Origin of the sequence: Planctellipticum variicoloris (assembly GCF_030622045.1) — a bacterium.
Classification (GTDB): Bacteria; Planctomycetota; Planctomycetia; order Planctomycetales; family Planctomycetaceae; genus Planctellipticum; species Planctellipticum variicoloris.
This window is the reverse complement of the sequence record NZ_CP130886.1, coordinates 6213065-6239827: the sequence shown is the minus strand read 5'-3', so window position 1 is coordinate 6239827 and position 26763 is coordinate 6213065. Positions and strand designations below refer to the sequence as shown.

Below are 26763 nucleotides of genomic sequence, written 5' to 3'. Positions count from 1 at the left end.
ACCGATCGTGAAATCCTCCTTCAACGGTTGTGCGTTACGCTCCCTGCAGATGAATCCAGGTGTGAGCCTGATCGATCACCTTGGCCAGCAGTTGCAGGTCATCGCGGCCGAAAGATTCCGTCTGCTTCCACTCTTCGCCGTCCTTGTAGATCCGGCTGACCGTCACGTTGTGACGGGTGCCAACGGTCGTCTGGTTCTCCCAGATCGTCGCCTTGACGGCTCCAAGTCGGATTTCGTGGACCGGTTGCTGCTTCGTCTTCGCCATCGTCGTGTTCCTTGCTCGTGAATGGTGTTCGCAGTTTCTGCTCCCCTTACCCTCGCGAAGTCTGCCGTCCGCTGAGGCCAAAGACCTCGCCGGTTCGCTAGCAAAGTCAGCGCACGCAGCGTGGCGTCGCCCGTCGTGACGTTCCTCCTGCTCCGGAACCCGAAGAACCGTTCGAAGGCGGATTTCGAGGGCTCGTAGCCTCGTCCGAATTCTGGAAGAGACACTGTCCCCCCGAGTTGCTGACAAAACGGAGTGACGGCAGCACAGATGTCGAGTTCCGCCTGACGGCTTTCGAAGAGACTCTGGGGTGGAGTCTCAGCTTCGGCCTGCACGCGGAGATCCTGGATCCGCCGTTCTTGCGAGGTGAATCGGCAGAATTTCTGCGGGGGACACTGAATGATTACGAACAATCGCGGTCTCCTCGCTTCTTCGGAAGATCCGGAGATCCAGCACAATCGCGCCGTTCGACCAAGTGATTTCCATCAACCCATCAACCAACCTGCAACCGTTGCGGGTTCTCTGTCCCGTCAGCTACTGTGTTCAGTCATGGTGCTGCCTTAAGTGTTCTTGCACGGCATTGCAGTGCTTTGCTTTGCCCAAGACTTCGGCCGATCATGCCGCAAGTTGTTTCCAGGACACCTATTGCGACATTATCAACGCCGGGTGAATTGTTGCAGCCCCCTTGGACATTGCTGGTAATCGCTCATGCACGGTGAATGGCTCACCTTGGACGGAACGGAATGACCCAGGCTTCGTGGATTCCCGTGATCGATCTCTTCGCCGGGCCAGGAGGGCTGGGCGAGGGGTTCAGTGCGTTCACACCACCCGCAGCAGGATGTCATCCGTTCCGAATCGGATTGTCGATTGAGAAGGACGCTTCGGCCCACCAGACACTGCGGCTCCGTAGCTTCTTCCGCCAGTTCCCGTCGGGAAGCGCGCCCGACTTGTATTACGATCTGCTCCGCGGGACGTTCCCGCTCGCCGAATTTCCCGATCGTCTCCGCGAAACTTCGGCTGAGTGGTTTGCGAAATGGGAGCACGCCGGCGAAGAGGCGATCCGCGCCGAACTGGGCGCTTCGGACGCCGGGCATGCGGAACTGTCCCAAAAGATTGCCAGGGCCGTCGACGGGGCTGGCAACCGTTGGGTATTGATCGGCGGCCCGCCCTGCCAGGCATATTCGGTGGTGGGGCGTTCGCGGAACCTGGGAAAGGTCAATTATCGGATTGAAGACGACCATCGGTCATCGCTGTACCGGCAGTACTTGCGAATTATTGCCGAGCACTGGCCGGCTGTGTTCGTGATGGAGAACGTCAAGGGCATGCTTTCGGCGAAACTCGATGGTCAGCCGGTTTTCGAGCGGATTCTCCGGGATCTTGAGCGACCACGGGCCGCGATGGGGCTTTCGGACCGCAATGATCCGCGGTATCGGTACCGGATTGAGCCAATCGTAGCGTCCCGGTCGGCGCTGATCGACATCGGGCTTGAGCCAAGAGACTTCATCGTCGAGTGCGAACGTTACGGAATTCCGCAGCAGCGCCACCGCGTGATTCTGGTGGGAATCCGTGAAGACCTGGGGGATATTGCTCTACCTCGTCTGCAGCCGTCAAAGGCACCGACGGTGGCCGAGGTGATTGGCCACATGCCCCGTCTGCGCAGCGGCGTATCGCGGACCGAATCAGCAAATGGCTTTGCCGCGGTCCAAGATACGGCTGAGCGGTGGATTGCCACGATTCGCGATCAGACGTTGCCGGAGACCGGTCCAGAAACTCGCCGCTGGCTACGGAAACTTTCGAACGGCGAGGACGCCGAGGTCGCCGAGAGAGTTGAAGCAACCGTGCGATACATGACTCCGTCAGTCCTCGAACGTGGCGGACCGTTTATTGAATGTAAGCCGGATCTTTCACGGCGCGACCGCCTGGGGCGCTGGCTGATGGATAGCCGCCTTGGTGGCGTGTGCAATCACGAGAGTCGATTGCATCTGGATCGAGACTTGGGACGGTACTTGTATGCGGCGGCGTACGCGGCAGTCCACGGGGAATCGCCTCGTTTGAATCAGTTTCCACGGGATCTGCTACCGAAGCACCTCAATGCGGAGACCGGTGATTTTGATGACAGGTTCCGGGTCCAGCTCGCCGACCGCCCGTCGACGACGATTACATCACACATTTCAAAAGACGGGCATTATTTCATTCATTTCGATCCGTCACAGTGCCGGAGTCTGACTGTACGCGAAGCCGCCCGATTACAGACATTCCCGGATAACTATTTCTTTTGCGGCCCACGTACGCATCAATACGTCCAAGTCGGCAACGCTGTGCCACCGCTGCTGGCAGTACAAATCGCCGAATGCGTTTGGAAGCTCCTGATCGACTCAGGCTGGGCAGGATAATGGTTGACCGAATCTCCAAGCAGCATCGCAGCTGGAACATGTCCCGTATTCGAAGCGGCGATACAAAGCCGGAACTAATTGTTCGCTCACTCCTGCATCGGCTCGGCTACAGGTTCCGGCTGCACCGCAAGGATCTGCCGGGTTCTCCGGATATCGTGCTGCCTCGATACCGGACTGTAGTCTTCGTTCACGGCTGTTTCTGGCATCGCCATCAGGCATGTCCCTTTACTTACACGCCGAAGTCTCGGACTGAATTCTGGCAGGCTAAGTTCGACCGAAACGTCGCCCGAGATCGGGAGGTCACGAAGCAACTGAAAGCATTGGGATGGCGGGTACTGATTGTCTGGGAGTGTGAGATGCAAAAGCCGGATAAGCTCGCTCGTCGCCTCGAACGCTTTTTAACGCAATTGCATGCATGAAGCTGGGAGTCGTGGCCAGAAGCCACTGCAAGCGAAGTTCGACGGATGCTCAGATTCCGCCAAGGATGACTCTACTGCAGATGACGACGCCACGGTCGTCCACTGAGATCGCTCGATGCTGAATGGAACTCGCATTCCTGGCCTTGTGAAGCTCGCGCTGACAACTGGAGTTGTAGCAGCTGTCCGGCATTACTTGAAGACAGGAGGTGACTGCAATGCCACCGATGCCACCGGACGTAGCATGCTGAAATTGGCTTCCGCAAAGGGCCACTTGGAGATCTGCAGGCTGCTTCTACAGGCCGGGGCTGATTCAAACGCTCGTGGACCTGACGGCGCAGATGCGATCGAGCTTGCAGCGCAGTCTGGACACTCCGAAATCGTCGGCCTGCTTCGCGAACACGAAGACCTCCGTTTACGCAATCTCAGCGTTCCTGCTGCGGATGCAAGTATTCCAGAACTGAATCCCGATCGCGAAGATGTCGAATCGCTGATCGAAACTCAACTTCCTGCTGAGTGGGAGCCCGAGGAGGCGTCCGTTCCGCCCGATTCAGACGACGCCGTCCTTGAGAGTGCCGTGTCGCTTCAGCGGATCATCGCTGAACACTCTCCAGTCGACAAGGATGAAGACTGGTCCGAGGTCAGAATAGACCTTCCGGCGGTCGTGCGAAAGCAGTCCCGCGCGACACACCTGACGAAGGGTGATCGTCGTGCCGCACGCCAACTGTTCAGGGCCGCTCTTCGCCGAAACTCCATTCCAGCTTGGCAGATATCGGAAACCGCGCGCAGGAGCGAAGGCGAAGTCGACGACGAGTACGAAGCCCAGCTGAGAATTGTCCTCGAAGATCTGGGCATCGACGTTGAGGAAGACGACTATTGGAGATGGAACGCATCGGAACACCTTAAAGCGGTCGCTTATGAAAGCAGTCGCCGGATCGACACTGCCGTCGGCTTTCTGGCGTTTCTAACCAATCCATATTCCGATCCGTTGTGGATTTACTATCGCGACACTCAAGTGCACACTCGATTGTCTCATGCCGATGAAGTCCGCATCTTTACTCAGTTACGGAAGACGCGTGACGAAGCCGCATCAGTCATCGCCCAGTCGCTTCCGTCGATGACTGAATTGCTGCGAATGGCCGATAAAGTGCTAGGCGACACCGCTTCCAATGAGCGGCAGACCGAGCAGCGGCGGCGGCCATGTCCAGACTTGCGAGATGGTATTGCGTCACTCGGCTGTCAAAGGACATGCTCGGCAGCATTCGAGGACTATGACTCCCGACGCGATGACGTGCATAAGTCGATCACTGCGTGCCGAACGTCAGTTCGCGACTGGCGCGACGAAGAGTACGAAGGCCGTTACACGATCGTCCGCGGCCTGAACCTAACCGACCAGGCGCTATGCTCCATCTGCGACAGCCTTCAGAATTCTCTTTCTGGCCAGAAGGCGGCGGCGAGTTTGACCGAGGTCTTGAGCCAAGCGCGCTCGCTCACCACCCGAATCATTGAGGCCAACTTGAAACTGGCAACGTCCGTCGCGCGGAAGTATGCCAGTTCTGGCCTGCCCCTTCTTGATTTGGTGCAGGAAGGCAATCGCGGGTTGATGCGAGCCGTACAGAAATTTGACGTCTCCCGTGGCTTCAAGTTCTCCACCTACGCGATGTGGTGGATTCGTCAGGCGATCATTCGTGCAATTGAGTCGAATGGCCGCCTGATCCGCCTTCCGGCTCACCAAAGTCGCCTTGTAAGACGCTTTGAAGCACTGCAGTCGCACGGCACAGCGGACCGTCTGAACTCAGCGGATCCATCGCAACTCGCTTCGCTTCTGTCATTGTCCCCAGATGCAGTGTTTGCATTAACTCCTGTGATCCGGCCAATTAGAGTGTTGAGTGAGATGTCTGAGTCGGATGAATCGGATGAAGCGTGGAACGAACTGGGCTCTGTAATTGAGGTGAATGACAACACACCTGATTCAAGGATGATGCGCGAAGACGAAGTGTGGAAGGTATCGCAGTTGCTCCAGAGGCTTCATCATCGAGACGCATTGGTGTTGCGGCTGCGATATGGACTTGACAATGAGAGCAGCAAGACGCTCGAAGAGGTCGGAACGATCCTGCGCCTAACACGCGAGCGAGTGCGTCAGATCGAGGCGAGAGCGATTGAGAAACTTCGCGTGCTAAGCGAGAGAGCGAGTGCGAACGGCTCGCATGGTGGTTCGGACTTTGCGATGGCGGAGGCAGATGACGATGAAGAATAGTTCTTTTCGGCATGCCCCTCCTCGCGCTGGCGCGATGATCGAAGCCCTCCGCGGCTTGGGATATTCTCCAGCAACGGCGATTGCGGACATCATCGACAACAGCATCACGGCAGGGGCCGACCATGTGGAACTGTGCTTCGACTGGAAGGCCGCAGCGAGCACAATTACCGTACTCGACAACGGGTTGGGCATGGATGACGGCAGCCTTGAGCGGGCGATGCGACTTGGAGAGCGTAGTCCGCTAGAGGAAAGAGCGACTCACGATCTCGGTCGGTTCGGTCTCGGCCTGAAGACGGCTTCGTTTTCGCAGTGTCGCCGGCTGACCGTCGCGAGTCGCCGAGAAGGCGGGGCCGTCAACTGCCTGAGATGGGATCTCGACCTGCTGATGAATTCGGGTGATGACGGCTGGAGGTTGTTCGAAGGGCCAGCCGAGGGCTCCGAGAAGCACTTGACGTCTCTTTGTAGTCGGGAGCGGGGGACAGTCGTCGTCTGGGAAAGTCTCGATCGAGTCGTTACCCCAGGATTTCGCGAACAGGACTTCTTGGATCTGATTGACAGGGTTGAGGGACATCTTGCGATGGTGTTTCACCGGTTTCTCGAAGGGAGCCGGCCCCGATTGCGAATCTCGATCAACGGCAACGACGTTCGTCCGTGGGATCCGTTTCTAACGCATCACGCGGCGACCTGGTCTTCGCCGGTGGAGCGGATTGCGGGCGATAACGGTATGGCGGAAGTGCAGTGTCATGTGCTTCCCCACCATGACCGCCTTACGAGCCACGAGCACAGTGTCGCCGCTGGTCCTGATGGCTGGACCGCTCAGCAGGGATTCTACGTTTATCGAAACGAGCGATTGCTCGTAAGCGGAAGCTGGCTGGGACTGGGACGAGGTCGATCGTGGACAAAGGAGGAGGCCCATCGTCTCGCCAGGATTCGATTGGATTTCGCCAATGCTGAGGATTCAGATTGGAAGATCGACATTCGCAAGTCTTCGGCGCGACCACCATTTGCGATCCGGGAACAGCTGACTAGGCTCGCTGAGGATACCCGCGACCGAGCAAGGCGAGTCTTCGCTCATCGCGGGCAAATGGTCAAGCGGACGAGCGGTCCACCGGTTGCTCAGGCGTGGCGGGTAGAGCATTTTGCGGGTGGACTCCGATACCGGATCGACCGGGACCATCCGGCAGTGCGAGCGGTTCTTGATGATTTGTCAGATGGAGGCACGCAAATCAAGGCAATGCTGCGAATCCTCGAAGAGACAATTCCGGTCCAAAGGATCTGGCTTGATACAACAGAATCGAAGGAAGCTCCGCGAACTGGCTTCGGAGGGGAATCCGCGGAGGCTGTGCAATCAGTACTGATCGTCCTGTACCGCAATCTGGTTCTGCGGAGAGGCATGACGCCTCAGGAAGCCCGAGATCAGCTTGCCCACACCGAACCATTCAACAGTCACGCTGAACTGGTGGCGGCTCTGCCCGACGAGCCATTAGCCGAAAGATCATAATCCAATGCCGCCTGTCGACACGAATGAGAATCAGAATCGCGTGCTCAAGTTCGTTCAGGAACTCCTGCTTGACGGCAACGAGAAGGCGGCAGTTACCGCAGCCGCAATTTCCGAGCAAATCGATCTTGTGCTGAAGATGAAGCCGTCGTGGGGAGCGGATCTAGATCGCACGGCGGTTACCGATGAACTCATCCGTCGATTCAGCCTTTGGATCGGAAAAGAAACTACGATGGCGAGCACCATCGGACATGTGGCATGGCTGAATGCAGATCGAAAGCAGAATTGGCGGTACTGGCAGCGGTATCGAGACTGGATGGAGGAGAAATTATCGTGGACGGCCGTGGATGCATTGGACCGGTCGACTGACACCATCCTAGGATTCCTGGAGGATCCATTAAGGGCGGATGCGTGGGACCGACGGGGCCTGGTTGTCGGCCATGTTCAGTCGGGCAAAACAGGGAGTTATACGGGACTGATCTGCAAGGCGGCTGATGCCGGCTACAAGATCATCGTCGTGCTGGCTGGGCTTCATAACAATCTGCGGTCGCAGACCCAAATTCGACTTGACGAGGGATTTCTCGGATTTGCAACGACGACGCAGCCTGGCTCTGACGCAGTCGAGTATGTCGGTGCCGGCCGTAATGGGCGCGACGCGGGGATCCGTCCAAACTGCGCAACCAATCGATCAGATGCGGGGGACTTCAACAAACGGATCGCCAAACACTTGGCGATTACGCCTGAACAGCGGCCGTGGCTGTTTGTAGTTAAGAAGAACAAGAGCGTGCTGACGCTTTTGTTGGACTGGATTCGAAACCATGCAGCAAACGTAGTTGAAGCGGACACGGGCCGTCGCATCGTGACGCATCTTCCGTTGCTCGTAATCGACGACGAAGCTGACCATGCGTCAGTTGATACAGGAGGACAGGCCTTTGACGAGGAGGGCAACCCAGACGAAGAGCATGAGCCGAAGGTCATCAATAGTCTCATCCGGAGAATATTGAATGCATTCTCGCGATCCGCCTACGTCGGATACACTGCGACGCCATTTGCTAACATCTTCATTCACGAGCGGGGAGCAACGTTTGAGGAGGGGCCAGACCTGTTTCCGGCTGCGTTCATCGTAAACCTGGCTGCGCCCTCCAATTATGTCGGCCCGGCTCGCGTGTTTGGATTGACGACCGCACAGGGTCGACAAGGCGGACTGCCATTGGTCCGACGAGTGAAGGACCAGGAGAGTGCCGAGGAGCGACCAGTCTGGATGCCGGTAAAGCACAAGGTCAGTCACCGGCCGCGCCACGAAGGACGCGATGAGTTACCACCATCGCTGGTGGAGGCAATTGACGCGTTTCTCATCGCGTGTGCCGTACGCTTGCTGAGAGGCCAACTTGACGAGCACTCTTCGATGCTCATTCACGTGACACGATTCACCTATGTGCAGCAGGAAGTACATCGGCAGGTCAGCGAGCACGTGAGGCAGATCAGGCAGCGAGTTCTACGGGGGATCGACGCCGAAGAAGTCTGGTCACGATTGCACACGCTGTGGCAGCAGGACTTCGTGCCGACCACCGCTGTGCTCCGTGAGTCGCTGGCCGATGATCCTCCAGACGATCTGCCAAGCTGGGAGGCCGTTGTCAGCGTGTTTGGAGCGGTTTGCGATGAGGTGAATGTGCAATTGATCAACGGGACTGCAAAGGCCGCTCTCGACTATGCAAATAGCGGCAATCGCGGATTGACCGTAATCGCGATCGGGGGCGATAAACTGGCGCGGGGCTTGACGCTGGAGGGATTGTGCTGCAGTTATTTTCTGCGGGCATCGCGAATGTATGACACCCTGATGCAGATGGGACGGTGGTTTGGTTATCGACCGGGGTATCTAGATCTCTGCCGCCTATACACAACTCAGGATTTAACTGAATGGTTTGGGCATATTGCTGACGCTGCCGAGGAGTTGCGTGAAGAGTTCAATTTCATGGCGGCCAGCGGGCTGACTCCGCGAGAGTTCGGGCTGAAAGTGCAATCACATCCAGTGTTGATGATAACATCGCAGTTGAAGATGCGGTCGGCGCAGAGTTTGTATTTATCGTTCAGCGGGCAACGTCTCCAAACTGTGGCGTTGTTTCGCCAACAACGGGAGCTGCAAGGGAATGCTCGGGCGTTGTGGCGTCTTCTGGAGTCGATCGGAAAGCCTTCTGAGAGTGATCCAAGCAGACAGCGCGGCGAAGTCAGGCAGAAGTGGGCAGGCAGTTACCTTTGGACCGATGTGGCTGCCTCCAAAGTTATCGCATTTCTTAGTGAGTATACTACTCACCCGGCTGCTCGGCGAGTGAACTGTGCGATGCTTTCCGCGTTCATTGAGCTGATGTCACGGTCTGGCGAACTGACGGAATGGACGATCGCGCTGATGGGGACCACCGACGGTGAGAAACGCGAGGTGGGTCCCGGCGTATCCGTCAGGATGAACAGACGGAGTGGTGATCCGGATATCAAAGGGCACTACTCAATTAAGGTTCTTCTTGATCCGACGGACGAAGCGATCGATTTGTCCGAAGAAGAGTGGAATGCAGCTTTGGCGGTGACTCGGACCATATGGCAGCGCAATGCAGTGAGACCGGTCGATGAATCGGATCCAAAAACTCCGAGCAGCGTCGCGGTACGGCAAGTCCGTGGGGTGGGCGCGCCAGGAATCACACCGCACCCAGAACGCGGCGTTCTCATTCTCTATGTTCTTGATCCCGAAAAGGCGTATGAAGAAGTGGGTTCGTTTCCGGCAGACACGCCTCCCATTGTCGCCTTCGGAATCAGCTTTCCCGCCAGCACGCTTGGTGATGATCATCTCGGACTTAAGGTTGAGTACAAAGTCAACAATGTGCTTTGGGAACAGGAATATGGCTCAGCCGACTGATCAGAATCAACTGTTGGCCGCTTGGCGGGCATTGGATTCCACTTCACCTGTAGAGGGGTGGCGGACAATTGACGTGGCGTGCAGCGGCCCGTGCAGAGCACGGGCTGGTCGGTATTTTCCGGGAAATGAGGAGTCGCTGCTGATTCGCTTTGTCTCAGTCCGAGTACCTCCAACTGATCAACTTCCGCGCGGAAGAGGGTTCGTAGTTTCTCGTGTGGAGACATGGCTGGAGGGGGAGCCGGGGGAGTGGCTCGGACTGCGGCGACAGCGGGCGGGGAGTTTGGAGCTGTTTGCGCTGATGGCGTCGGACCTCGTCAGCCTGCTGGCCGAGTCTCCTGCTGCAGATGAAGCCCGTCTGTTGTCGCGATTTCTCGGGAGAATCCGGGCGTGGCAGGAGTTCATGCGGCGGGCTGCTGACGGCGTGCTGACGGCGGAGGCCGAGGTGGGACTGGCCGGCGAGCTGGAGCTGCTGGGGCAACTGCTGGCGCTAGGCGTGCTGGCGGATGTTTGCGTTGCGGCCTGGGAGGGTCCGGCAGACGGGCTGCAGGATTTCCGGTTCGGGACCGGGGCGATTGAGGCGAAGAGCACTCTGGCCTTTCAGGGGTTCCCGGCTTGGATAGGCTCGCTGGACCAGCTTGATGATGCGGCGGTGCAGCCGTTGTTTCTGGCGGGGGTGCGGCTGAGTGCGGTCCCGACGGGTCGAACGCTGCCGGAGATTGCCGCCGATCTGCGCGATGTGCTGGCTGAAGATGCTGCGGCGAGCATTGAGTTCGGCAATCGGCTGCTGCAGGCGGGATATCGTGAAGAGTTTGCGGAGAGGTATACGCGGCGTTTTTCCCTGATCGGAGTCCGCGTGCTGACGGTCGGCGACGGCTTTCCACGATTGACGCGGGGCTTGGTCCCGCCAGCCATCCGAGCGGCCCGTTATGAGATCGACTTGGATCTTGTAACGGACGGAAATGTGGATCTGGTCCAGGCGCTGCAACAACTGGGAGTACTGTGAACGATGGAACTGATTGAGTTTCTGCACCAGGTCCGGGGCGAAGTACAGGCGGAAATTGCGGAGCGGATGCCGGAGGCGGGGACGCCATATCCGTATCCGGAGTCGGTGTTTTCCGAGAAGGTCATGGAGCACATGGCCGAGAGCGGGATGACGTTTGAGCCGGAAGTCTGCCATTTTGCGAAGCGGATTTCGAACGCGAAGCTGCGGCTGAGCGGCTATGCGGTTTCGGAGGATGCGGAGCAGCTGGATCTGTTTGTCAGTCTGTACGGCGACGTCACGGAGATCACTCCGGTCCCGGATGCAGAAACGAAGGCGGCTGCGGAGCAGTGTCTGCGATTTCTGTCGATGTGCGCGGAGGGGAAACTGGCGTCGAAGATCGATCCTTCTGACGATGCGTATCCGCTGGCGACGACGATTCACGGGAGCTATCCCGCGCTGGATCAGATCCGGATCTATGTGCTGACGGACCGGCAGGCAAAATCAAAAACGTTCAAGTCTCGGGAGGTGCAGGGGAAGACGATCAAGCTGGAGGTGATGGATATCGAGCGGCTGCATCGGCATTTGTCGGAAGGGAAGCCGCGTGACGAGCTGGAGGTAAATTTTGAAGAGGTGTCCGGCGGGGCATTGCCGTGCGTTTATGTGCCGGACGAAAAGGGTGAATACGATTTTGCGTTGACGGCGATTCCGGGCGAAGCGTTGCGGTTCGTCTATGAGAAGTACGGAGCGCGGCTGCTGGAGGCCAATGTGCGGTCGTTCCTGAATGCGACGGGAAAAGTAAATAAGGGCATTCGGGACACGCTGAAATCGTCTCCGGAACGCTTCATGGCCTACAACAACGGAATTGTCATAGTTGCGGATGAAGTCCGTCTGGGCAAGACGGCGGATGGAGGTCCGGGGCTGCTGTGGCTGAAGGGAATGCAGATTGTGAACGGCGGTCAGACGACGGCATCACTGTATTTCACGAAGAAGAAGTCGCCGGAAGTCGCCTTGGATAAGGTCCGCGTACCGGCCAAAGTCATCATCCTGCGGTCTCAAGATCCGGTTGCTGAAGAAGTTCTGATCGCGGACATTTCTCGCTATGCGAACAGTCAGAACTCGGTGAAACAGTCAGACCTCTCGGCAAACAAGCCATTCCACGTGGAGATCGAAAAGCTGTCGATGACGACATACTGTCCGGATGGTGTCGGGCGATGGTTCTACGAGCGGGCGGCCGGAAGTTACAACACGATGCTGGCAAGGGAGGGGAACACGCCAGCCAAGCTGAAGCAGCTCAAGCAGGTTGTGGTCCCCCCGGCGAGGAAGATCACCAAGACGGACTTGGCGAAGGCGCTGAACGCTTGGGGAGGGAAGCCAGATCAGGTGAGCCTTGGCAATCAAAAGAACTTTGAACGATTCATGGAAGACTTCCGGGAGGTCGAGGGGCAAGTGTCGATCGATTTGCCGAACGTGACAGAATACAAAGCGATGATTGCTCAAGTGATTTTGCTAAAGAAGGCGATCACGATGACGCGTCCGATGTTTCCTGCTTACCAGAGCTACGTGGCGAACTACGTCGTTGCAGTGCTCGGGGACCGGCTAGGGAAGTATGTCTCGCTCGAAAGAATCTGGAACCAGCAAGAGCTATCGACAGGCCTCAAACAACAACTGCAAGACTGGGCGAAGGAGGTGAATGAAGTAATGCATCGGTCGGCGGCGGGAAAGATGGTTTCGGAGTGGGCAAAGAAGCCGGAATGCTGGGACATCGTCAGGACGGCGAAGTATTCCGAGCCGCAGAAAGGAATTGCAGAGCTGAAGTAGAGGATGGCCGTGCCTCGGTACGATTCACCTCATGTTTAGAATCGTATTGAGCGAGAGCAGAGGCATGGAGTTATAACGTGCGAGGCAAAGCCCAGATAAGTCGGAAACAGGAGCAGTCAGCCAGCTAAGACTTCGTTTGATAAGCCCATGCCCGGTCACTGGCCCGATTGACTCGCCTGCTCTACGATCGGTGGATGCTTCGAGTATTCCATCGCCCATTCCTCGTATTTATCCAGGCCGATGCAGCCGATAAACTGCATCAACTCCTCGGATGGTGGATGCTCGCAGGTGATTTCAGCGATCGTCCACTTTTTCGTTCGCACGAAATCACAGAACTGGCTGAAACTGGATACCATCGCGCCGGCTTCTTTTGCACGCTGCAGAATGTGAGCCAGAGTCGCCCTCGCAGGTTCGTCGCCCATAGTTGTATCCTATTCCAGAATCTTCCGGTTGCCAGCAATCACTCGTAAACATCCCCGTGGCCAGATCACTGCCCCCCCTACCCTGCCGGGAATGCCTCCAAGCCGGCGAGCGAGATGAACTGTGAGTCAACCTGTCTAAGTTGGCTCATTGAATGCCGCGGTTGCGTTCGCGATGTGTCTCGCACTTGAAGTCGACATACTCCTCCAAGCCGTCGATCAACCGTTGCCCGGTTCGGCAAAACCATCTGCGTTGGCGCTTCAGGATCTCAGTGACCTCCCGGTAACTCAGCTCACCAATGAACGGAGAGGCCGGCAGCCGCGTCAGTCGCTCACCGTGGGGAATTGCCGCTCGGAGTCGGTCAATATTTCGGTAATCCTGCACCAGGGGGTTGCCGGTCGATGGCGTCAACAGGATCAGGACGAAATCCCGAGGCGGGGCGTGGAACAGCAGGTCTTCCTCGAACCAGCCATTTTCTCGGAGGCCGATGCGGGCATTCCGGATGAGCTGATCGGACGGGAATCCCCCGGAACCGTTGTTGTTGGCCGTCTTGGCGGATAACGGTGATCCGTATTTCATCTCGATGAAGACCGTCGTCGCCGGATTCTCCCAAGTGATGACGACGTCGACCTCCGTCTGTCCTTCGTCCCACTTCAAATGCTGCCGGGGATAGGTTCGCTGCTTCTGCCAGAGTTCGATCCGGAGATCCCGGTAGATCTGCCGTCGAAAGCGTTCGGCTCCCAAGGCCGTATTGAGCAGGTCGGGCAGCCACCAGCGGGGATTGAGAACCTTCAGTGTTCCGAAGATCTCCCCCGTGACCACGTCTTCGCTGGTTGGGCGAACGTTCAACGGACATCGTAGTTCCCCTTTTCGTGCGGGCTCGCAGAGACAACCCCCCTTGCCGTTCAGTTCAGTGAGCACGCCATCGCCTCCTGCGGGATATCCAGTTTGACCAGCTCCGGCGTTTCCATCGGCCGAGAGGGTTGCCCCCATTCACGGCAGTGCTGCCGGTAGGGGCAGGTGGCACAGTTCATCGGACTCTCGACTGGATAGAAGATGCCCAGGTCGACCGCCCGCTGAATCGTCTGAACGACATCTCCCAGACGGCCGCAGTCCTCGGAGTAACGGCTGGTTCTGAGCCGCTGAACCTTCGGTGTCTTGGTTTTGACCAGGACAGTATATTCGACGTTGGCGTCTCGCCCGAACGTCTCCCGAACAGCATGGACGTAACAGGTCGGCTGAAGGGACGATTCCACGTCAGCGGCAGAGTAAGCCCGGCCGCTCGTTTTAAATTCTCGGACCGTCAAGTCCTGTTCCGTGGCGGTGATCAGGTCTGCAATCGCGACCAAGGGGATCTCCAGATACTCCCCCTGGCTGTTGTAGAGCGGCACCAGAACTCGTTGCTCGACGGCGACGATCCCGTCGGGCGGTGGCTCGTCGAGGTAGAGTTTCAGGAGCTGGATGCCCTGCTCCCGGTTGTCCTCTCGGGATTCTCCGTTCCGATAAACGACCGTCTCGCCGGCTTCCTTCTCACCCCAGCACTCGTGAAAGACCTTCAGAATGGCCTCCGACTCGATGGATTCGTGCTCTTTCAGCCGTCGGTGGTACTCCGCCAGCCCCGCATGAACTGCGGAACCGAGGACCAGCCCGCTGCCGATGGATCGACTTGGCAGTCCCAGCACTCGCTGGAAGTAGTATTGGAGCGGGCAGCGGAGGTACTGGCTGATGGAGCTGTAGCTCCAGTGGGGTCGATTAGTCATTTCTCCCCTTCTGTTTCCGGCGTCTCTGCGCTTGCCTGGCAAACTGCAGAGCGATCAGGCAACCGAACTCTGCCATGGAACGGTTCCATTGCCTTCTCATGGTGATCTTGGCGGTCTCCGGCGGAAAACCACCGTTTCTCATCCATTCGAGGAGAGCTTCGGCGCGTTCGACGGCTTGTCCCCAGTCTCGCTGGAGAATGGCCTCCAACATCTCATCCCAGGCGGCTTGAGGGTCCATTGATGTCTCCCTCAGCGGCTGATCCGATTGCGACCGTTGCCAGAGGCGGCCGGAGCACCGTTCTGGCTGAGGGCGTCAATGACGTCCCCGGCCTCCCGCTTGGTCAGGTCGTAGACGCCGATCTTCTTGCCCAGGAGCCCCTCGATCCGGCCTTCCAACTGAGGCGGTGTCAATCCCTGTCGCTTTCCGAGATTGAGCAGGTACTGGACCTGCTTGTTTGTCGCGGCATCACCGTTGGCAGCGTGACCATTCCCGTTGGAAGGGCCGTGGCCGTTCCCGTTCTGAGAATTCGAGGCTGCAGGACTCGGTTGTTCCTTCGCGGCTTGTCCATTGGAATGGCCGTTGGAACCGTTTGAACGTCGCTCGTCCCGGCTCCCGATGGCGGATTCCCCTTCGTACCGTTCGATCTGCTGATTCAGAGCCTCTTCGGCCAGGTCGTAGAATTCCTTGACCTTCTCGATCATGGTCTCGGGATCGTCCAGTCCGACGCAGATTTCTCCTTCGAGATTCAGGCTGAATCCCGTGGAATTGAAGTCGCGGGACAGTTTCCGGCTGAGTCCGACGTTGACCTTCAGCATTCGTGTGCTCCGTGAAAAGAAGAACGCCTCCGTGACCAGTTACCCGGATCAGGGAGGCGTCGCTGTCGTGGCTGGGACTCAACTCAAGTTGAGCGTTGACGTCGAACCTGTTCGTCCATGATGTGACGCACCTGTGCAAGCGTCAGTGGGGAATAGCCTTCAGAAGCTGAGTCATCGTCGGTGTAGCACCCGTTTGGATCGTTCCAGCATAGCCATTCAATAATCTGCTCCCGCGTCCCTGATTTCAGCAGTTCTTGCTGGAACACGGGGCTGTGATGCTTCAGTGGCGGCTTTGAATGAACCAGTTCCGCGAGCATTGCAGTTGCTTCCTCGGCGCAGACCTCGTAAGGCAGCTCATCGCCGAGTGTTTTGAATAGCCTGTGAATCGAATCTTCAAGGATGCGACACTCGTCTGCGTTAAAGCATCGCAGCCCGTCAGGAGTTGAGTAGTCGTCTGGTGACGTATCGAGGTGAAATCCAAGCCCGAAATCGTGGACGAAGCGTTTCAACCACGCGATGGCCTGTCGCGATGTCGCTTCCTTCGGCAGATACAATTCCATGACATTCACTTTGACGAAGAGAGTCTACTCGGCGATTGCGGAGCCATCAGCTACCCCGCCATCTGCAATGCCAGACTCCAGGCTCGCTCCTTGAGCCGGGCTCCCGAGCCGAACCAAGCTGACTCCAGCCGGTTGCTGGCACGCTCGGTCGAGGTCTTGCCGCGGGTGGACCGATAGTGGTCGACGTATTCTGTCACCGCATTGAGGGCCGTCCAGGTCGTGTGGCGGATGGCCGGCAGGTCGTGTCCAATCCCCTGCTCGAACAGCCGGAGTAACTCCTGTCGGACATTCTTTGTACGGGTGGATTCTCCGTGGGGCGAGTCAGGATAGACTTGGTGGAAGTATTCCTCCAGCTGCCTCAGGCTCGGATAGTGGCTGGCCAGACGGTTGATCTGGGCCTCGGCGTCGTCGTAGAAGCGGTTCGCCAGCCCCAGAACTTCCTGAGCCTGTCGGACCTTGGCGGCTAAATCGCCCTTGTGAATGATCGAGACTCCCTGACCTCTCCCGTTACTAGCCGCGATGGCCAGAGTATTGGCGCAAACTACGCGGATCGGCGTGAAATGGACCCGCAGGGATGAACTTCCGTCGTGGGAGTTGGACAGGAGCAGATACTTCTCGGTGACGTCGTCCGAGTTCTTCACCCGGATATCATCGGGCAACTTCGCCAGCATCCAGACCCGCTCGCCCTTCCCCAAGGCTCCGGCGGTGTGATACCGCAGGCTGCCGGCCTGCACGACGGCGTCGAGAAATCCAAACGCCTGATGATTCTGGACCGGGACATAGCTGCTCCCGACGACTCCCAGCACGTCCCCGGAATCGGACCGGACGACCGCCTTCCGCTTTGGGATGGGCGTCCCTTCGTCCGTCTGGATCTTCCGAAGTTCGGCCAGGTAGTCGAGACCGGCAGCGTCCATCGCCTCACGGGCCGTGGCCAGTTCTTCGAGCCGAGTCCCGAGTCCGTGCCAGGGAACCTCCCCTGCGTACATCATGGACGTGCGGCCGTTTGTCGTTGCGAGTTCGTGTGCCATCGGGTTCTCCTGCGTGAGTGATGGAATACACTCAGGATTACCCGACCGAGGGGCCGTTGCCTCAGCGTTTTTTCTTACCGTCGATGTCTTTGCCGGTCCGCTTAATCTCAGCAATGAGCTTGGGAAGCTCGTCAGATGAAAACAGCTTCACGTGGCTTTCCTCGAAGACCCGGCGTACGAGAGCCCGCGACTTATCATCCGTGGGGCGGAATTGGCCGACCACTACCAACTGAAGCTCACCAAACTCCTGATCGGGATGCTCGTAGAGTGAGCGACCTTCGACGGCATACTTACAGGCTGTCTGGAGCGATTGTTCGGGATTGGCTCCGCCGAATCGGACCGGGTTGATAAGGTTGAATCTTCCGTTCTGGAATCCGTACGGAATTTCAACCTCCTTATCGATCACGGGCACGGAGACTTTGACGTCCGTGACGATTTTTCGCTCAAGCCCGGCTGCGGAGAACTTCTCTCCCACGAGCTTCCGGAAGTTCCGCCTTGTTTCTCGTTTTGCCGGCTGACCAAGAACCTGCTCGAAGAGATCCGCCAAATCTTTCTCGGGATCGAGCACCTTCATCGGTCGCGGTGGCGTGATTTGAAGCTGGTTGGCCCGTGTCGCGATGAACTGCTGAAGGTCGTCCAAGGTCCGAATGCCGTGGTGTTCTTTCTCCAGCCGGTCCTGAAGGGCCTTCTTGACGGTATTGATCCGCTTCCAGTCATGCCCTTCGGAACCGAAGAACTTGATGATCCGGCCGTTGTTGGCGGACGTAATCGCCTTCAGGAATCCGCTGGCTGGGCAAAAGAGGATCACTCCGATGTTGGCCGCTTCAACGCGGCTCAAATCGGGGCAGTATTGCACAACGCTGTAGTAGCCCTTCTGTGGATTCATCTCTCCGGATTCCCTTCTTCGTCATCAGGGAAGAGGCTCCCCTGCGGCCAGAGGCGAGTTTCGATCGTCTCCGCGACAAAGATTGCCCGCCCGACGACGAGGTCAACCAGAGCATTCCGTGCTTCCCGTTTCACGTCCCATTCATTGGGAACGCAGTCGATCATTTCCCTGACGACTTCTGCCGTGATCGTCCTCAGGTCCGTGGCTGCTTGAGTGACCGCATCCTTCTTCAGGAACTTCCGGAACTCCGGGAACAGCCCGAACACCCGGCTATCCCTTATTGTATCGACTTGGCCAAGCCTTCGCGTCCACTCTCGCCCACAGGTGAAGCAATGGGTGTGGTCCATCGCTTTGAGGAGGAACTGGCCCGCGGGAGCCTCTTCGCTCAGAAAAACGTTGTCACGATTAGGCTTACGTCGTCGCCCGGTTTCCGGGTCGGCCGGGGAATGGCGATCGCAGTTCAGTACCCAGGTGTCGAAGACGACCAGCCGCGAAATGTCCTGGGGATTGACCAGCAGCTTGAGTTCCCGATCTCCACCGCCCCATGTGACCCCTTGCTCGGCTCGCGTGATGAAGGAGGGGCCGGGAGTTGCCTGCCCGGTCTGGTTGCCGTCCTTGTCGAGAAATGGAATCTCGTCGAACTCGTCCACGATGACGATGGCCCAGTCGAAGGTCGACAGGCCGAACCACGCGGCCAGTTGCGTGACCACGACCTCGGATGCCAGAGTGTGCGGTCCCTCGGGACCACCCATCGCCTTGACGTACGCCGATCCGACGTCAGTTTCCACCAGAGCCGTCCGGGCACTCGTGGGAAACCCGTCTACGAATCTTCGAATTGTCTGGGGCTGCCAACTTCCCATAGCCGCGTCGTTACATCCCCCTTCAGCAGTCAAGCAACGTCGTATTCCTCGACTTTGTCCCAGATAATTGTTCGTCGCTCGCCGTTCCGCTCGATCCCCACAAACTGGTCTCCTGTATGGATATACGACGCCATTCGGCGTGCTCCGTTTTCATCCGGTTCCGGGCCGGCGATCTGAGCGTGCCACGATGCGGGAATCGGGAGGTGGACATTCTCAATCTTGCTCAGAGGGATCGCGATGGCATTTGTCCGAACGGCCTTTAGAACTCGCTGATACTTGTCCATGTCTGCATTGGCCGCAGCCTGCAGTGCCTTATTGGCGAGATGCTCCACCACCATGTTGGCGACCATGACCTTCGCCACCCACTCAAAACTGCCGATCGCTCCAATTGGCGAAGCGATACCCGCCGACTTTTGCGATGCAGACTTTGCGAGGGCCTGGAGATTCCTGACGCCGACCGAGTTGAACAGGACGATCTTGTCAAAGTGATGTTCGATTCCTGACACGAGCCGAAGGACTCCCTGCATTGAACAGCCTCTCAGTGACATCGCAGCCTGGTTCGTATCCTCAATACCTGCTGGAATCGTACTTGGAGCAACTTGAATCGAGCGAAATCCCTCCGTGGTCACTCCACGCCAAAGAAAGCTTTGCTTTGCTGGATGATCACGGCTTTAAGGATTTCGAAGGGAACGGTTGCGGCTTTTTCCCGGAGGATGGTCATGGCCCTGTTCCAGACGGTGTCGTTACGGGCGGCGTCGAGGAATTCATGACCTGCCCAAGTGAGAGATTTAGGTGCCCAACAGAATCCCGAACTGGACGAGAGATTAATTCCGTGGAGCAGTCCGGCTTCGTGAAGCAGCTTGACATGGTAGCTCACTTCGACTGGATCACGTTCGGGCATACTGAGCTTGGTCCAGCCACGCGGCTCCTCCCCGCTAGCCTCAATTGCCAGGAGAATTTCACGGACAAGTTCCATGTCTCGCTTCATTCCTCTCCCTCCTGAATCCCCCACCTCTTGAAATCACAATGATGGGTCATCTTCCTTCTCCTCCGGTGGAGCCGAGTGAGTCGATTCACCCAAATTCGCATGAATGATCTGGTCGCAAATGCGGACGACTCCATCGAAGGTGATGACCTCGATGTTCTGGAGGTGAGAGTTGTACATCCGAAGGGCAAGCCGCTTCTCGATGACGCCGTCTTCGTCCTCGCGAATCGTCCCGAGCAGAACCTTTGCCCGGACCTTGTACAGGTCAGTGTTGTATCTGGCAATGAAATGGTCCCGCTGCCTCTCAATCTCAGAAATGTAGCCCGCTGCTTGATTGACGGCGTCATTGACTTCAGACGAGACGATCCACTTGTTTCGATGCTTCTTGAAAAGCGAGGCATTGCTCCGCTTGAGTTCGATGATGTCGTAGCCGCTGTCTGCAGTTTTGAGCATCATGTCGAGGTTTTCCTCGTCGGTCCAATGTCGCTTGGGAATGTGCTCAACGTACTGTGCTCCGAGCATCCACCAATTCTTGTCAAATAGCCTCTGGAAGAATCGCTCTTCTGCATCGGATTCCATGAGTGCCTGGAATTCCTTGAGTGCGGTTGCTCGATGCGATGCCCGCAACGCAGACGCGACCATCCTGCGGTGATCGGACTCTCCCAAGTTGGGCAAGTCCCGTAGATCTTGTGCACGGTCTGCTAGTGCCGAGATTAAGCCGCTGAGATTGTCAGCGTCGAAATCACGGAGCAGGTTGAGCAGCTCAGAGGCTTTCGGATCTGGCCGCCCCTCGATCACTGTGTATTGGCTCGGTGATGTCGTCCCGTCGATTGCGGTCAGGAACGCGATGACTCGATCGATTTCATCGTCTTTGCAGGACCAGTGTTTGAGCCGGTCCTTCACCTCCCACTGGATGCCGGTCCCTCGTCGGAAGGCGTAGTCATTGAAGTGAACCTCTTTGTGAGTGATCTCCCCAGATTCTGGGTTTCGGAACTGCAGGACGCTGGCAACCTTGTAGGTTTTCTGTCCCTTTGTGATGATCGCACTCTGCGAACATTCGCAGTTCTCGATCTTCGAAGCCCGTGTCTTGATTTCAAGCTGAAACTCGTCGTCGCTTGAATGCTCAAACCGCTGCTTAGCCATCGCCCACTCCGGTGAAGATCTCGTTGAGGATGGAGGGTAAGAGGGCGGCCCTCTCGACGCGGGTCTGTTCGATGACTTGCTTTACTTCGTTGGCTTTCTCGAAGAGTCCGTCGAACCAGAGCTGTGCATCGTACGAAGGCACGGGCACCGGGATTGCCTGCATTGCTCGGCTTCCCGTCGTGCGGTTGCGGTCAGCACTGCCTGGGGAGGCTTCACCGACGTAATGAAGCCCCTCTGGGGACAGCAGGTAGAAGCAGACGTATCGGGGAGTAGCCACTCCGTCTTTAGGAGCGAAGGTCAGGTACCGGTGTGATCCGAACCGGCCATCGTCTTCAGGGCTGACTACGGCGATTGCCCCCTCCCAGGTTTTGATATTGCTAACTAGGATGTCTCGGGCTTTGACCTCGTAGGGCTTTTGCCAGGTGATGTCGCTCCCCAACAAGGAGGGATTGTGGAATGTGCCTCGCCCGAATGATCTAGCCGAGATTCCGGGGTACTCGGCTTCCAGACTGATTTCGGCCGGCCGACGTGTCAGCGGGGCGATCTCCTCCAATGGACGCTCCTCGACGCCGCCTGCAATCTCACGGAATGACGACATCAGAAACATTTCAAGCCGGCTGGCTTCGTCGTTATTGATGAACAGCCGCAGAGCGTCGCCACTGATGTCGACGCCTCCGTCCGGGCCCGCGGGCGAGATCCTGGTTCGGTATCCCATCGTGTTCAGGAGATGTCCGACAAACTGGGCAAACGGGTGCCCCTTCAGCTCTTGGGCCAAGGTTTTGAGGATGAAATCCCGAGTTGTCTCTTCGATGTCCTCGGCCACCTCAGCGACGGTTTCATCGGCTTCGACAGCCGGCTGGGACCCCTTGCCTTCAAACGCAGCGAGGAACTCGTCGGCATAATTCTTGATTTGAAACAGGCTCATCGCAGAGCCGATCTCGTAGAGAGCCCCCTGAGTGAAATGCGTTCGCGGAACGGCCCTCACCCACTGAACCCCACGAAGATTAGGATAGCCCGGTTCGAGCGATGTGTCGTACCGGTATCCTCCCGTGATCCGTCCAAGATGGATCTGTCGGTCCTGCTTCGACGGATAGGCGACGAGATCACCTACCTGGATTTCCTGAACGAACCGAAACAGTTGGCCGGCATTGTTCGGGATCGCTCCCGGCTTCTTCTCGGGATAGGCAGCGATGACGGAGGCCTTGAACGCTTCCCGATCTGGAGCAATCGCAGCCAGATCCCCGATCCGCTCCCATCCCAAACCGATGCAGTTCCGCTTCAGGAACAGACTGTCGGCATCGCCAGTCCTGCCGGCGTGAATCCCCCAGATGATCTGCTCGGGCATCACGATCTCCCAGTTTTGTCAGTCCCAGCTGTCACCTGTGTCTAATTGGAACCCACACTTCGTGCATACGTATTGAAGCGTTAAACCGCCGTACTGAGATCGGAGATATGCACCGTTGTTGAATGAGTTCTTTGAGCTACATTGCGGACAGTGGCTTGGCCGTTGCGGCGACGGCACGTCACTCCATGGAGATGACGTGGTTGTGGTTGTGGTTGTGGTTGTGGTTGTGGTGGGGAGAGAGAGTTCCTCGGCCTCCAACTTCTCCAGAGACTCCTCCGAAGGTAGTCCTTCCTTCGAGAGTCCCCTTGTAGCAAGAAAGTGTGGAATCGCCTTTGCCCACGTCTCAAAACAATACACCGCGGTCCGCTCCATTCGATTATGCAGATCCCGCAAGAGAAGCGGATTCAGGTGAAGCTCCTTCTTCACCGTGACAAAGAAGTCGTGGTCGGACGAGATCACCCATACTTCGCTGGCCTTGCTAGACGCATCTAGAAACTGCTCCCACGTAAGCTCATCCCCCAGAGGATCGCTCCGTTTTCCAGGAGGATTGTTCACTTCTTTCCGATAGCGAGCTCGCGTGAGCTGATCGGCATTCGGCTTAGCCGCGTCTCCGAAGAACTTACCCAATTCGATCGAAATGTGATCCGTCGACTTCGCGACCGCCGTCGCAAGCTGAGCAAAGTGGTCCGTCAACCGACGATGCAATGCGTCTGCGGATTGCAAGGCTTTTGTGACGTCTGCTCTTAAGGTGTCGGTATCCGTCCCAGGTGGAAGGAGATGATCTGGAACCGCCCACTTTGGAGTCTTTAACTGATCTGCTATTGCCCGAGTGAAGCAGTTTACCTTGTTCCTATCGACTTCGTCTGCAACTTGTTGCGAAACGAAGACATGTGGGCGCAGGTTACGGAGGATGGGAATCAACTCCGAAATCCGCTCGCTTTGGTAGAACGCAAGGTATTTGTTTGTGTCTATTAGGAGCATTGTAGTGTCTCACGCTGCGTACAAAAGCTGCTGTAGGACCTTGATTGCTGCCAGCAGCTGTTCCGGTCTGCCGAAAGTGTTGGCAAACTCGATCACGTTTCCACGAGACGAGAGCGGCGGAACTTGCAGGACGTCCGGGACCAAGAACTGGCTGGTTCCATGTTCGGCGTACTGATCTAGAAGCTCGTCGAGGATTGTCTTCGCTTCTGGTCCGAACTGGTCAAAGAAGTCCTTCTCTTCAGTCCGGAGCTTCTCGGCCCTCTGTTTCCGGGTCAGTAGAGGGGCATTGAAGGCTAGGTGGCAAAGCAGGTCGAATGGGGCAGCGCCCAAGTGGCCAGCGTGAGATGCGAGTTCGTCGAAGTCGATTCCTCGCTCCTCGAACATCTCAACCACGGCGGAACGTTGTTCAAAGTCGGACCATTCCTGCCTCAGGGCATCCGGAGCTGTGAAAGGCGTTTTGACGGTATCAGCGGCGCAGAGCGTGATCTGAACCGTCCGGAGCTTCGAACCGTCCGCATCTAGGTCCATGGTGACTTCGGTGTCGATCCCGCCAAGGCCACCGTGAACGTAGTATTTCCGAGGCTCCGGCGTCGCGTCGTCGGACTCCGGCTTGATGTCCGTACCGTTCGTGGCAAATGCGAATTTCAGCCCCAGAATGGAAGCGTAGTCCCTCGCCTTCTGCAACCCATCGCCGGCTGGTCGTTTGTTGGATTTGGCTTCGACGACCGCCAGAGTGACGTCGCGGGTGTACCGGAGCAGGAAGTCAGAGAATCTCTTCTTGTGTCGACGGGGTTCTCCAGCCGGGACGATGATCCGACCATCCGTGAAGGCCGTCTGCTCGCTGTAGAAGTGCTTGTTGCCATCCCAGCCGGCTGTTTCCAGCTTGGGACGCACGAGCGTTCGGCAGGTATCGGCTTCGTTCATGGATCGGGCCCAGACATCCACACCCGATCACCGACGACGTTTCCCGTGCAGCCTGCAGGGGAATCCCGAACTGACCTCCGTTTCGCCGTCTATCGAGCCAAGTCAGAATACCACGTTCAGGTGTTCCAAGCCACACAGAGGCGTGAACGCCGTTCACCCTGCCGACTCGGAATCCAAACTCTGAATTCCCCCCGCTCTCTTTCACGTCTTCACGGCCTTCCCTTCTCAGGAACATCGGCCAACGAGTACAGCTACGGCGTCCCCAACCCTGAGAATCCACCACGTGAGGAACATGCATCCTCGAAGCCCGTTGCCTTGGTCGTCAGAAATCAAGCAGACCTGATTCTGGATACCACCGAAGCAAGTCGTTCCAAGGACTTGGCGGTCCGTGGAGCAATCCACTTCCAGTTCCGGTCCAGGTACCGCTTTCCTCGGCCAACCACCTGGCGAATGGCTTTGGCCAGCCGGACGATCCCCCCTGCATCCGCTACGGGAAGAGTCAGGACAAACCGCTCTCCGGTCCGGGTGGTCTGCCAGGTTCCGTCCAGGTCCGAGGCTACTGCCTTCACGTCATCGTTGTACGGGACGTTGTCTAGGATCAACTGGAACTCTTCTGCATCGGGATCGGACATCTTCAGGTGAATGTCGCAGAAGCCGGGGTAGATGTCGTCCCCGTCCCGGTCGTCCACCCGGATGTGGATCGGGCCGCCGGTCAAGTTCTTGGCTTGACTCGGATATGCCTTGGCGAGTGGCCGGCAGAGGCTGCTTGAAACCTTGATCACGGTCATGAATGGGAGTCCCCTGGAGTAGACTCGGCCGAATTGGCATTCGGGCCATGCGACTCTGGGTTGGCAACGATAGGTTTTGCAGTACGGCAGAATACAGCCATGAAGGCCTTGACGCTCATCTGAGACTCGGTAGCACACTTACGAACGTGCCAGTAAGCGGATGCAGGGATCGCGACATTCAGAACCCTGGTGGCCTCCGCCCTCCTCTGAGTGATGCTCCGGGGATTCGTCGTATTCATGATTCATCCGATCTCAGAAAGAAGGCGGAGGCGTTCGGGTTACGCAGCACTGTGCATTTGCACGTACCGCTCGCACGTCTGAACTGCCAGCGGTCTCTGCTGGAAAGTGCCCGCACTCACCAGGAGTGCTTGGAGTGCTTCACAGCCTTCGCCGGCGGAGACCGCATCTCTTCTTCAACGAGTGAGCGAAGCTTCCAGATTCTGTGTCCATCTTCAATACAGTAGTTCACAAGATCTTGCACCGTTTCAGACAAATGGCTGGGACCTTCCGAGTCGCCCAGGTCTTGCACACCCATGGTGTCGCCGCACGGGTATCCTGGCATCACTGCTGTCTCATTTGCTGCTATCTGATACTCAGGATACATCGCCTTCACAAGTATTTGAGCTTGGCGGCATAGCTCGGCTGCGATGATCTCAGCCTTTGCCAAGACAGTCACAAGCTTAGACGTAGTTTGTGCGAGATCCTTTCTGTTAAACTGTCCGACGGGAGCCAGGAGCGTGAGTTTGCCATTGAGGGGCATCTCTGACTCTATTCTTTCATCGCAGATCCACGGCGACATGTGAATTCGGTCTCCCAAATCAGAGAATATCTTGACGAGATCGTCTCGTAGCGGTCTGATCCGAGCTGCAGTTTCGCGAACGGCCTGTACTTCGTCGACCGGCAGCTGGTTGTCCCAATCGTCGAGTTCCTTGACCCGTGAATCCAGATGTGACAGATTCGCTTCAGCAAGAGAAAGCGCCTCAAATGTTCGTCCAAGACCGGTCAGTCGGTCAACACCCCACTCATAGGCCATAGTGTTTATTCTTCTCACAATGTGCATGCACAGCCATCGTCCTCGCCATGTGTCGGATGTTCGGAGCAGCTGTCTGCATGGCCTGCACTGGCTTGCTTCGTTTGTCCGGCATTGCATGGGAGCAACGATTCCTTCAGAGGTAGTGCCGGAGTGGCACTTGAAAGTCCTCCGAAGTCACACTTATCTCTCACCGAAAGAAAAGTGGTTCCGAGGACTGGATTCAGGTGGCTACACCGGGCAATCCATCGAGACTCGTTTGGACTTGGGCTCCTCGCTTTTGGGCCAGTTGTGGGACTGGATGAGTTTGCCGTCGATGAACAGGACTCCCGTGAAACACAGGGCACGATCCAGGTAGCGTGCGTACTTGTTGCTGATCCACTCACCGCCGCTGATCCATCGGGATGGGCTCCGACGGACCTTTCTCGGAATGGTATTGTCAGCCCTCCGGCACCAGCGGGATTGCTCTCTTCGGACCAGTCGGAAGAACTCTGGCCAGGGGCTTGGGCAGGAAACCGTGGCCGCTGGATTGAAGTACCGACAACCTGTTGGATCTTGCTGCAGGGTCGTAGCGATGCGGTCCGCCACAGACTCAGCCAGGGTGTTCCAGTCGAAGGAGTGGTGATCTACCTGGATCTTCGGTTTCAGGGGGATCTGCACCTCGTCCATGACGGTTGTTCGGCTCGTTGGCTTCGCCATTGAGATA

At 57.3% G+C, this 26763-nt stretch carries 26 protein-coding genes; 8 read left to right on the top strand and 18 right to left on the bottom strand.

Annotated features, from left to right (window positions below; genetic code table 11):
• Positions 1-34 precede the first annotated feature (34 nt).
• On the bottom strand, positions 35-265 hold the full coding sequence (locus SH412_RS24395) for a hypothetical protein (RefSeq protein ID WP_336520643.1): 231 nt from the start codon (positions 263-265) through the stop codon (positions 35-37).
• A gap of 236 nt (positions 266-501) precedes the next feature.
• Between SH412_RS24395 and SH412_RS28705 the strand changes: the two genes are divergently transcribed.
• The 8 genes from SH412_RS28705 to SH412_RS24365 all read left to right on the top strand — a co-directional run bounded on the left by SH412_RS28705 (position 502) and on the right by SH412_RS24365 (position 12531).
• The gene (locus tag SH412_RS28705) at positions 502-741 is read left to right on the top strand and encodes a WCX domain-containing protein (RefSeq protein ID WP_419555756.1); all 240 of its coding nucleotides are present in this window, start codon (positions 502-504) and stop codon (positions 739-741) included.
• Positions 742-1005: 264 nt separating this feature from the next.
• Positions 1006-2655 (top strand): DNA cytosine methyltransferase, encoded by a 1650-nt coding sequence (locus tag SH412_RS24390; protein ID WP_461824427.1) that lies wholly within the window; start codon positions 1006-1008, stop codon positions 2653-2655.
• On the top strand, positions 2613-3074 hold the full coding sequence (locus tag SH412_RS28700) for a very short patch repair endonuclease (RefSeq protein ID WP_419555755.1): 462 nt from the start codon (positions 2613-2615) through the stop codon (positions 3072-3074). Before SH412_RS24390 ends, SH412_RS28700 begins: the two co-directional genes overlap by 43 nt.
• A gap of 115 nt (positions 3075-3189) precedes the next feature.
• Positions 3190-5328 carry a sigma-70 family RNA polymerase sigma factor gene (locus tag SH412_RS24385; RefSeq protein ID WP_336520641.1) on the top strand — a complete coding sequence of 713 codons (2139 nt, stop codon included), beginning with the start codon at positions 3190-3192 and terminating at the stop codon, positions 5326-5328.
• Positions 5312-6829: an ATP-binding protein gene (locus SH412_RS24380; protein ID WP_336520640.1), complete on the top strand. Its 1518-nt coding sequence runs from the start codon at positions 5312-5314 to the stop codon at positions 6827-6829. Before SH412_RS24385 ends, SH412_RS24380 begins: the two co-directional genes overlap by 17 nt.
• Before the next feature lie 4 nt (positions 6830-6833).
• Positions 6834-9731: a Z1 domain-containing protein gene (locus tag SH412_RS24375; protein ID WP_336520639.1), complete on the top strand. Its 2898-nt coding sequence runs from the start codon at positions 6834-6836 to the stop codon at positions 9729-9731.
• Complete coding sequence (locus tag SH412_RS24370) at positions 9655-10734, top strand: PD-(D/E)XK motif protein (RefSeq protein WP_336520638.1); 1080 nt, start codon at positions 9655-9657, stop codon at positions 10732-10734. Before SH412_RS24375 ends, SH412_RS24370 begins: the two co-directional genes overlap by 77 nt.
• A 3-nt stretch (positions 10735-10737) precedes the next feature.
• Positions 10738-12531: an AIPR family protein gene (locus tag SH412_RS24365; protein WP_336520637.1), complete on the top strand. Its 1794-nt coding sequence runs from the start codon at positions 10738-10740 to the stop codon at positions 12529-12531.
• A 155-nt stretch (positions 12532-12686) separates the two neighbouring features.
• Here the strand turns inward: SH412_RS24365 and SH412_RS24360 are convergent, their stop codons facing one another.
• From SH412_RS24360 to SH412_RS24280, 17 genes are all read right to left on the bottom strand, one after another.
• Positions 12687-12953, bottom strand: coding sequence for a hypothetical protein (locus tag SH412_RS24360; RefSeq protein WP_336520636.1), 267 nt, complete (start codon positions 12951-12953; stop codon positions 12687-12689).
• Between the two features lie 145 nt (positions 12954-13098).
• A complete protein-coding gene (locus tag SH412_RS24355; protein WP_336520635.1) occupies positions 13099-13872 on the bottom strand; it encodes a hypothetical protein in 774 nt (257 codons plus the stop codon).
• Positions 13857-14711: a RecB family exonuclease gene (locus SH412_RS24350; protein ID WP_336520634.1), complete on the bottom strand. Its 855-nt coding sequence runs from the start codon at positions 14709-14711 to the stop codon at positions 13857-13859. Before SH412_RS24350 ends, SH412_RS24355 begins: the two co-directional genes overlap by 16 nt.
• Positions 14704-14949, bottom strand: coding sequence for a hypothetical protein (locus SH412_RS24345; protein WP_336520633.1), 246 nt, complete (start codon positions 14947-14949; stop codon positions 14704-14706). The genes SH412_RS24350 and SH412_RS24345 overlap by 8 nt, the downstream gene beginning before the upstream one ends.
• An 11-nt stretch (positions 14950-14960) precedes the next feature.
• Positions 14961-15527, bottom strand: a complete 567-nt coding sequence (locus tag SH412_RS24340; protein WP_336520632.1) for a hypothetical protein — start codon at positions 15525-15527, stop codon at positions 14961-14963.
• 83 nt (positions 15528-15610) lie between these two features.
• Positions 15611-16087 (bottom strand): hypothetical protein, encoded by a 477-nt coding sequence (locus SH412_RS24335; protein WP_336520631.1) that lies wholly within the window; start codon positions 16085-16087, stop codon positions 15611-15613.
• Positions 16088-16137: 50 nt separating this feature from the next.
• Positions 16138-17115 (bottom strand): DUF932 domain-containing protein, encoded by a 978-nt coding sequence (locus SH412_RS24330; protein WP_336520630.1) that lies wholly within the window; start codon positions 17113-17115, stop codon positions 16138-16140.
• Positions 17116-17176: 61 nt separating this feature from the next.
• On the bottom strand, positions 17177-18001 hold the full coding sequence (locus tag SH412_RS24325) for a DUF3037 domain-containing protein (RefSeq protein WP_336520629.1): 825 nt from the start codon (positions 17999-18001) through the stop codon (positions 17177-17179).
• Positions 17998-18789: a HipA family kinase gene (locus tag SH412_RS24320; RefSeq protein WP_336520628.1), complete on the bottom strand. Its 792-nt coding sequence runs from the start codon at positions 18787-18789 to the stop codon at positions 17998-18000. The genes SH412_RS24325 and SH412_RS24320 overlap by 4 nt, the downstream gene beginning before the upstream one ends.
• Before the next feature lie 101 nt (positions 18790-18890).
• Positions 18891-19367 (bottom strand): hypothetical protein, encoded by a 477-nt coding sequence (locus tag SH412_RS24315; RefSeq protein WP_336520627.1) that lies wholly within the window; start codon positions 19365-19367, stop codon positions 18891-18893.
• 119 nt (positions 19368-19486) lie between these two features.
• Positions 19487-19849 (bottom strand): DUF2513 domain-containing protein, encoded by a 363-nt coding sequence (locus SH412_RS24310; RefSeq protein WP_336520626.1) that lies wholly within the window; start codon positions 19847-19849, stop codon positions 19487-19489.
• Between the two features lie 33 nt (positions 19850-19882).
• Positions 19883-20989, bottom strand: coding sequence for a Shedu anti-phage system protein SduA domain-containing protein (locus tag SH412_RS24305; RefSeq protein ID WP_336520625.1), 1107 nt, complete (start codon positions 20987-20989; stop codon positions 19883-19885).
• Positions 20982-22334 carry a restriction endonuclease gene (locus tag SH412_RS24300; protein ID WP_336520624.1) on the bottom strand — a complete coding sequence of 451 codons (1353 nt, stop codon included), beginning with the start codon at positions 22332-22334 and terminating at the stop codon, positions 20982-20984. Before SH412_RS24300 ends, SH412_RS24305 begins: the two co-directional genes overlap by 8 nt.
• A gap of 990 nt (positions 22335-23324) precedes the next feature.
• Positions 23325-24239 (bottom strand): type I restriction-modification enzyme R subunit C-terminal domain-containing protein, encoded by a 915-nt coding sequence (locus tag SH412_RS24295; protein ID WP_336520623.1) that lies wholly within the window; start codon positions 24237-24239, stop codon positions 23325-23327.
• 329 nt (positions 24240-24568) lie between these two features.
• Positions 24569-25027 (bottom strand): hypothetical protein, encoded by a 459-nt coding sequence (locus SH412_RS24290; RefSeq protein ID WP_336520622.1) that lies wholly within the window; start codon positions 25025-25027, stop codon positions 24569-24571.
• Positions 25028-25382: 355 nt separating this feature from the next.
• Positions 25383-26060 (bottom strand): hypothetical protein, encoded by a 678-nt coding sequence (locus SH412_RS24285; protein ID WP_336520621.1) that lies wholly within the window; start codon positions 26058-26060, stop codon positions 25383-25385.
• Positions 26061-26288: 228 nt separating this feature from the next.
• Positions 26289-26756 (bottom strand): hypothetical protein, encoded by a 468-nt coding sequence (locus SH412_RS24280; protein ID WP_336520620.1) that lies wholly within the window; start codon positions 26754-26756, stop codon positions 26289-26291.
• Positions 26757-26763: the final 7 nt, after the last annotated feature.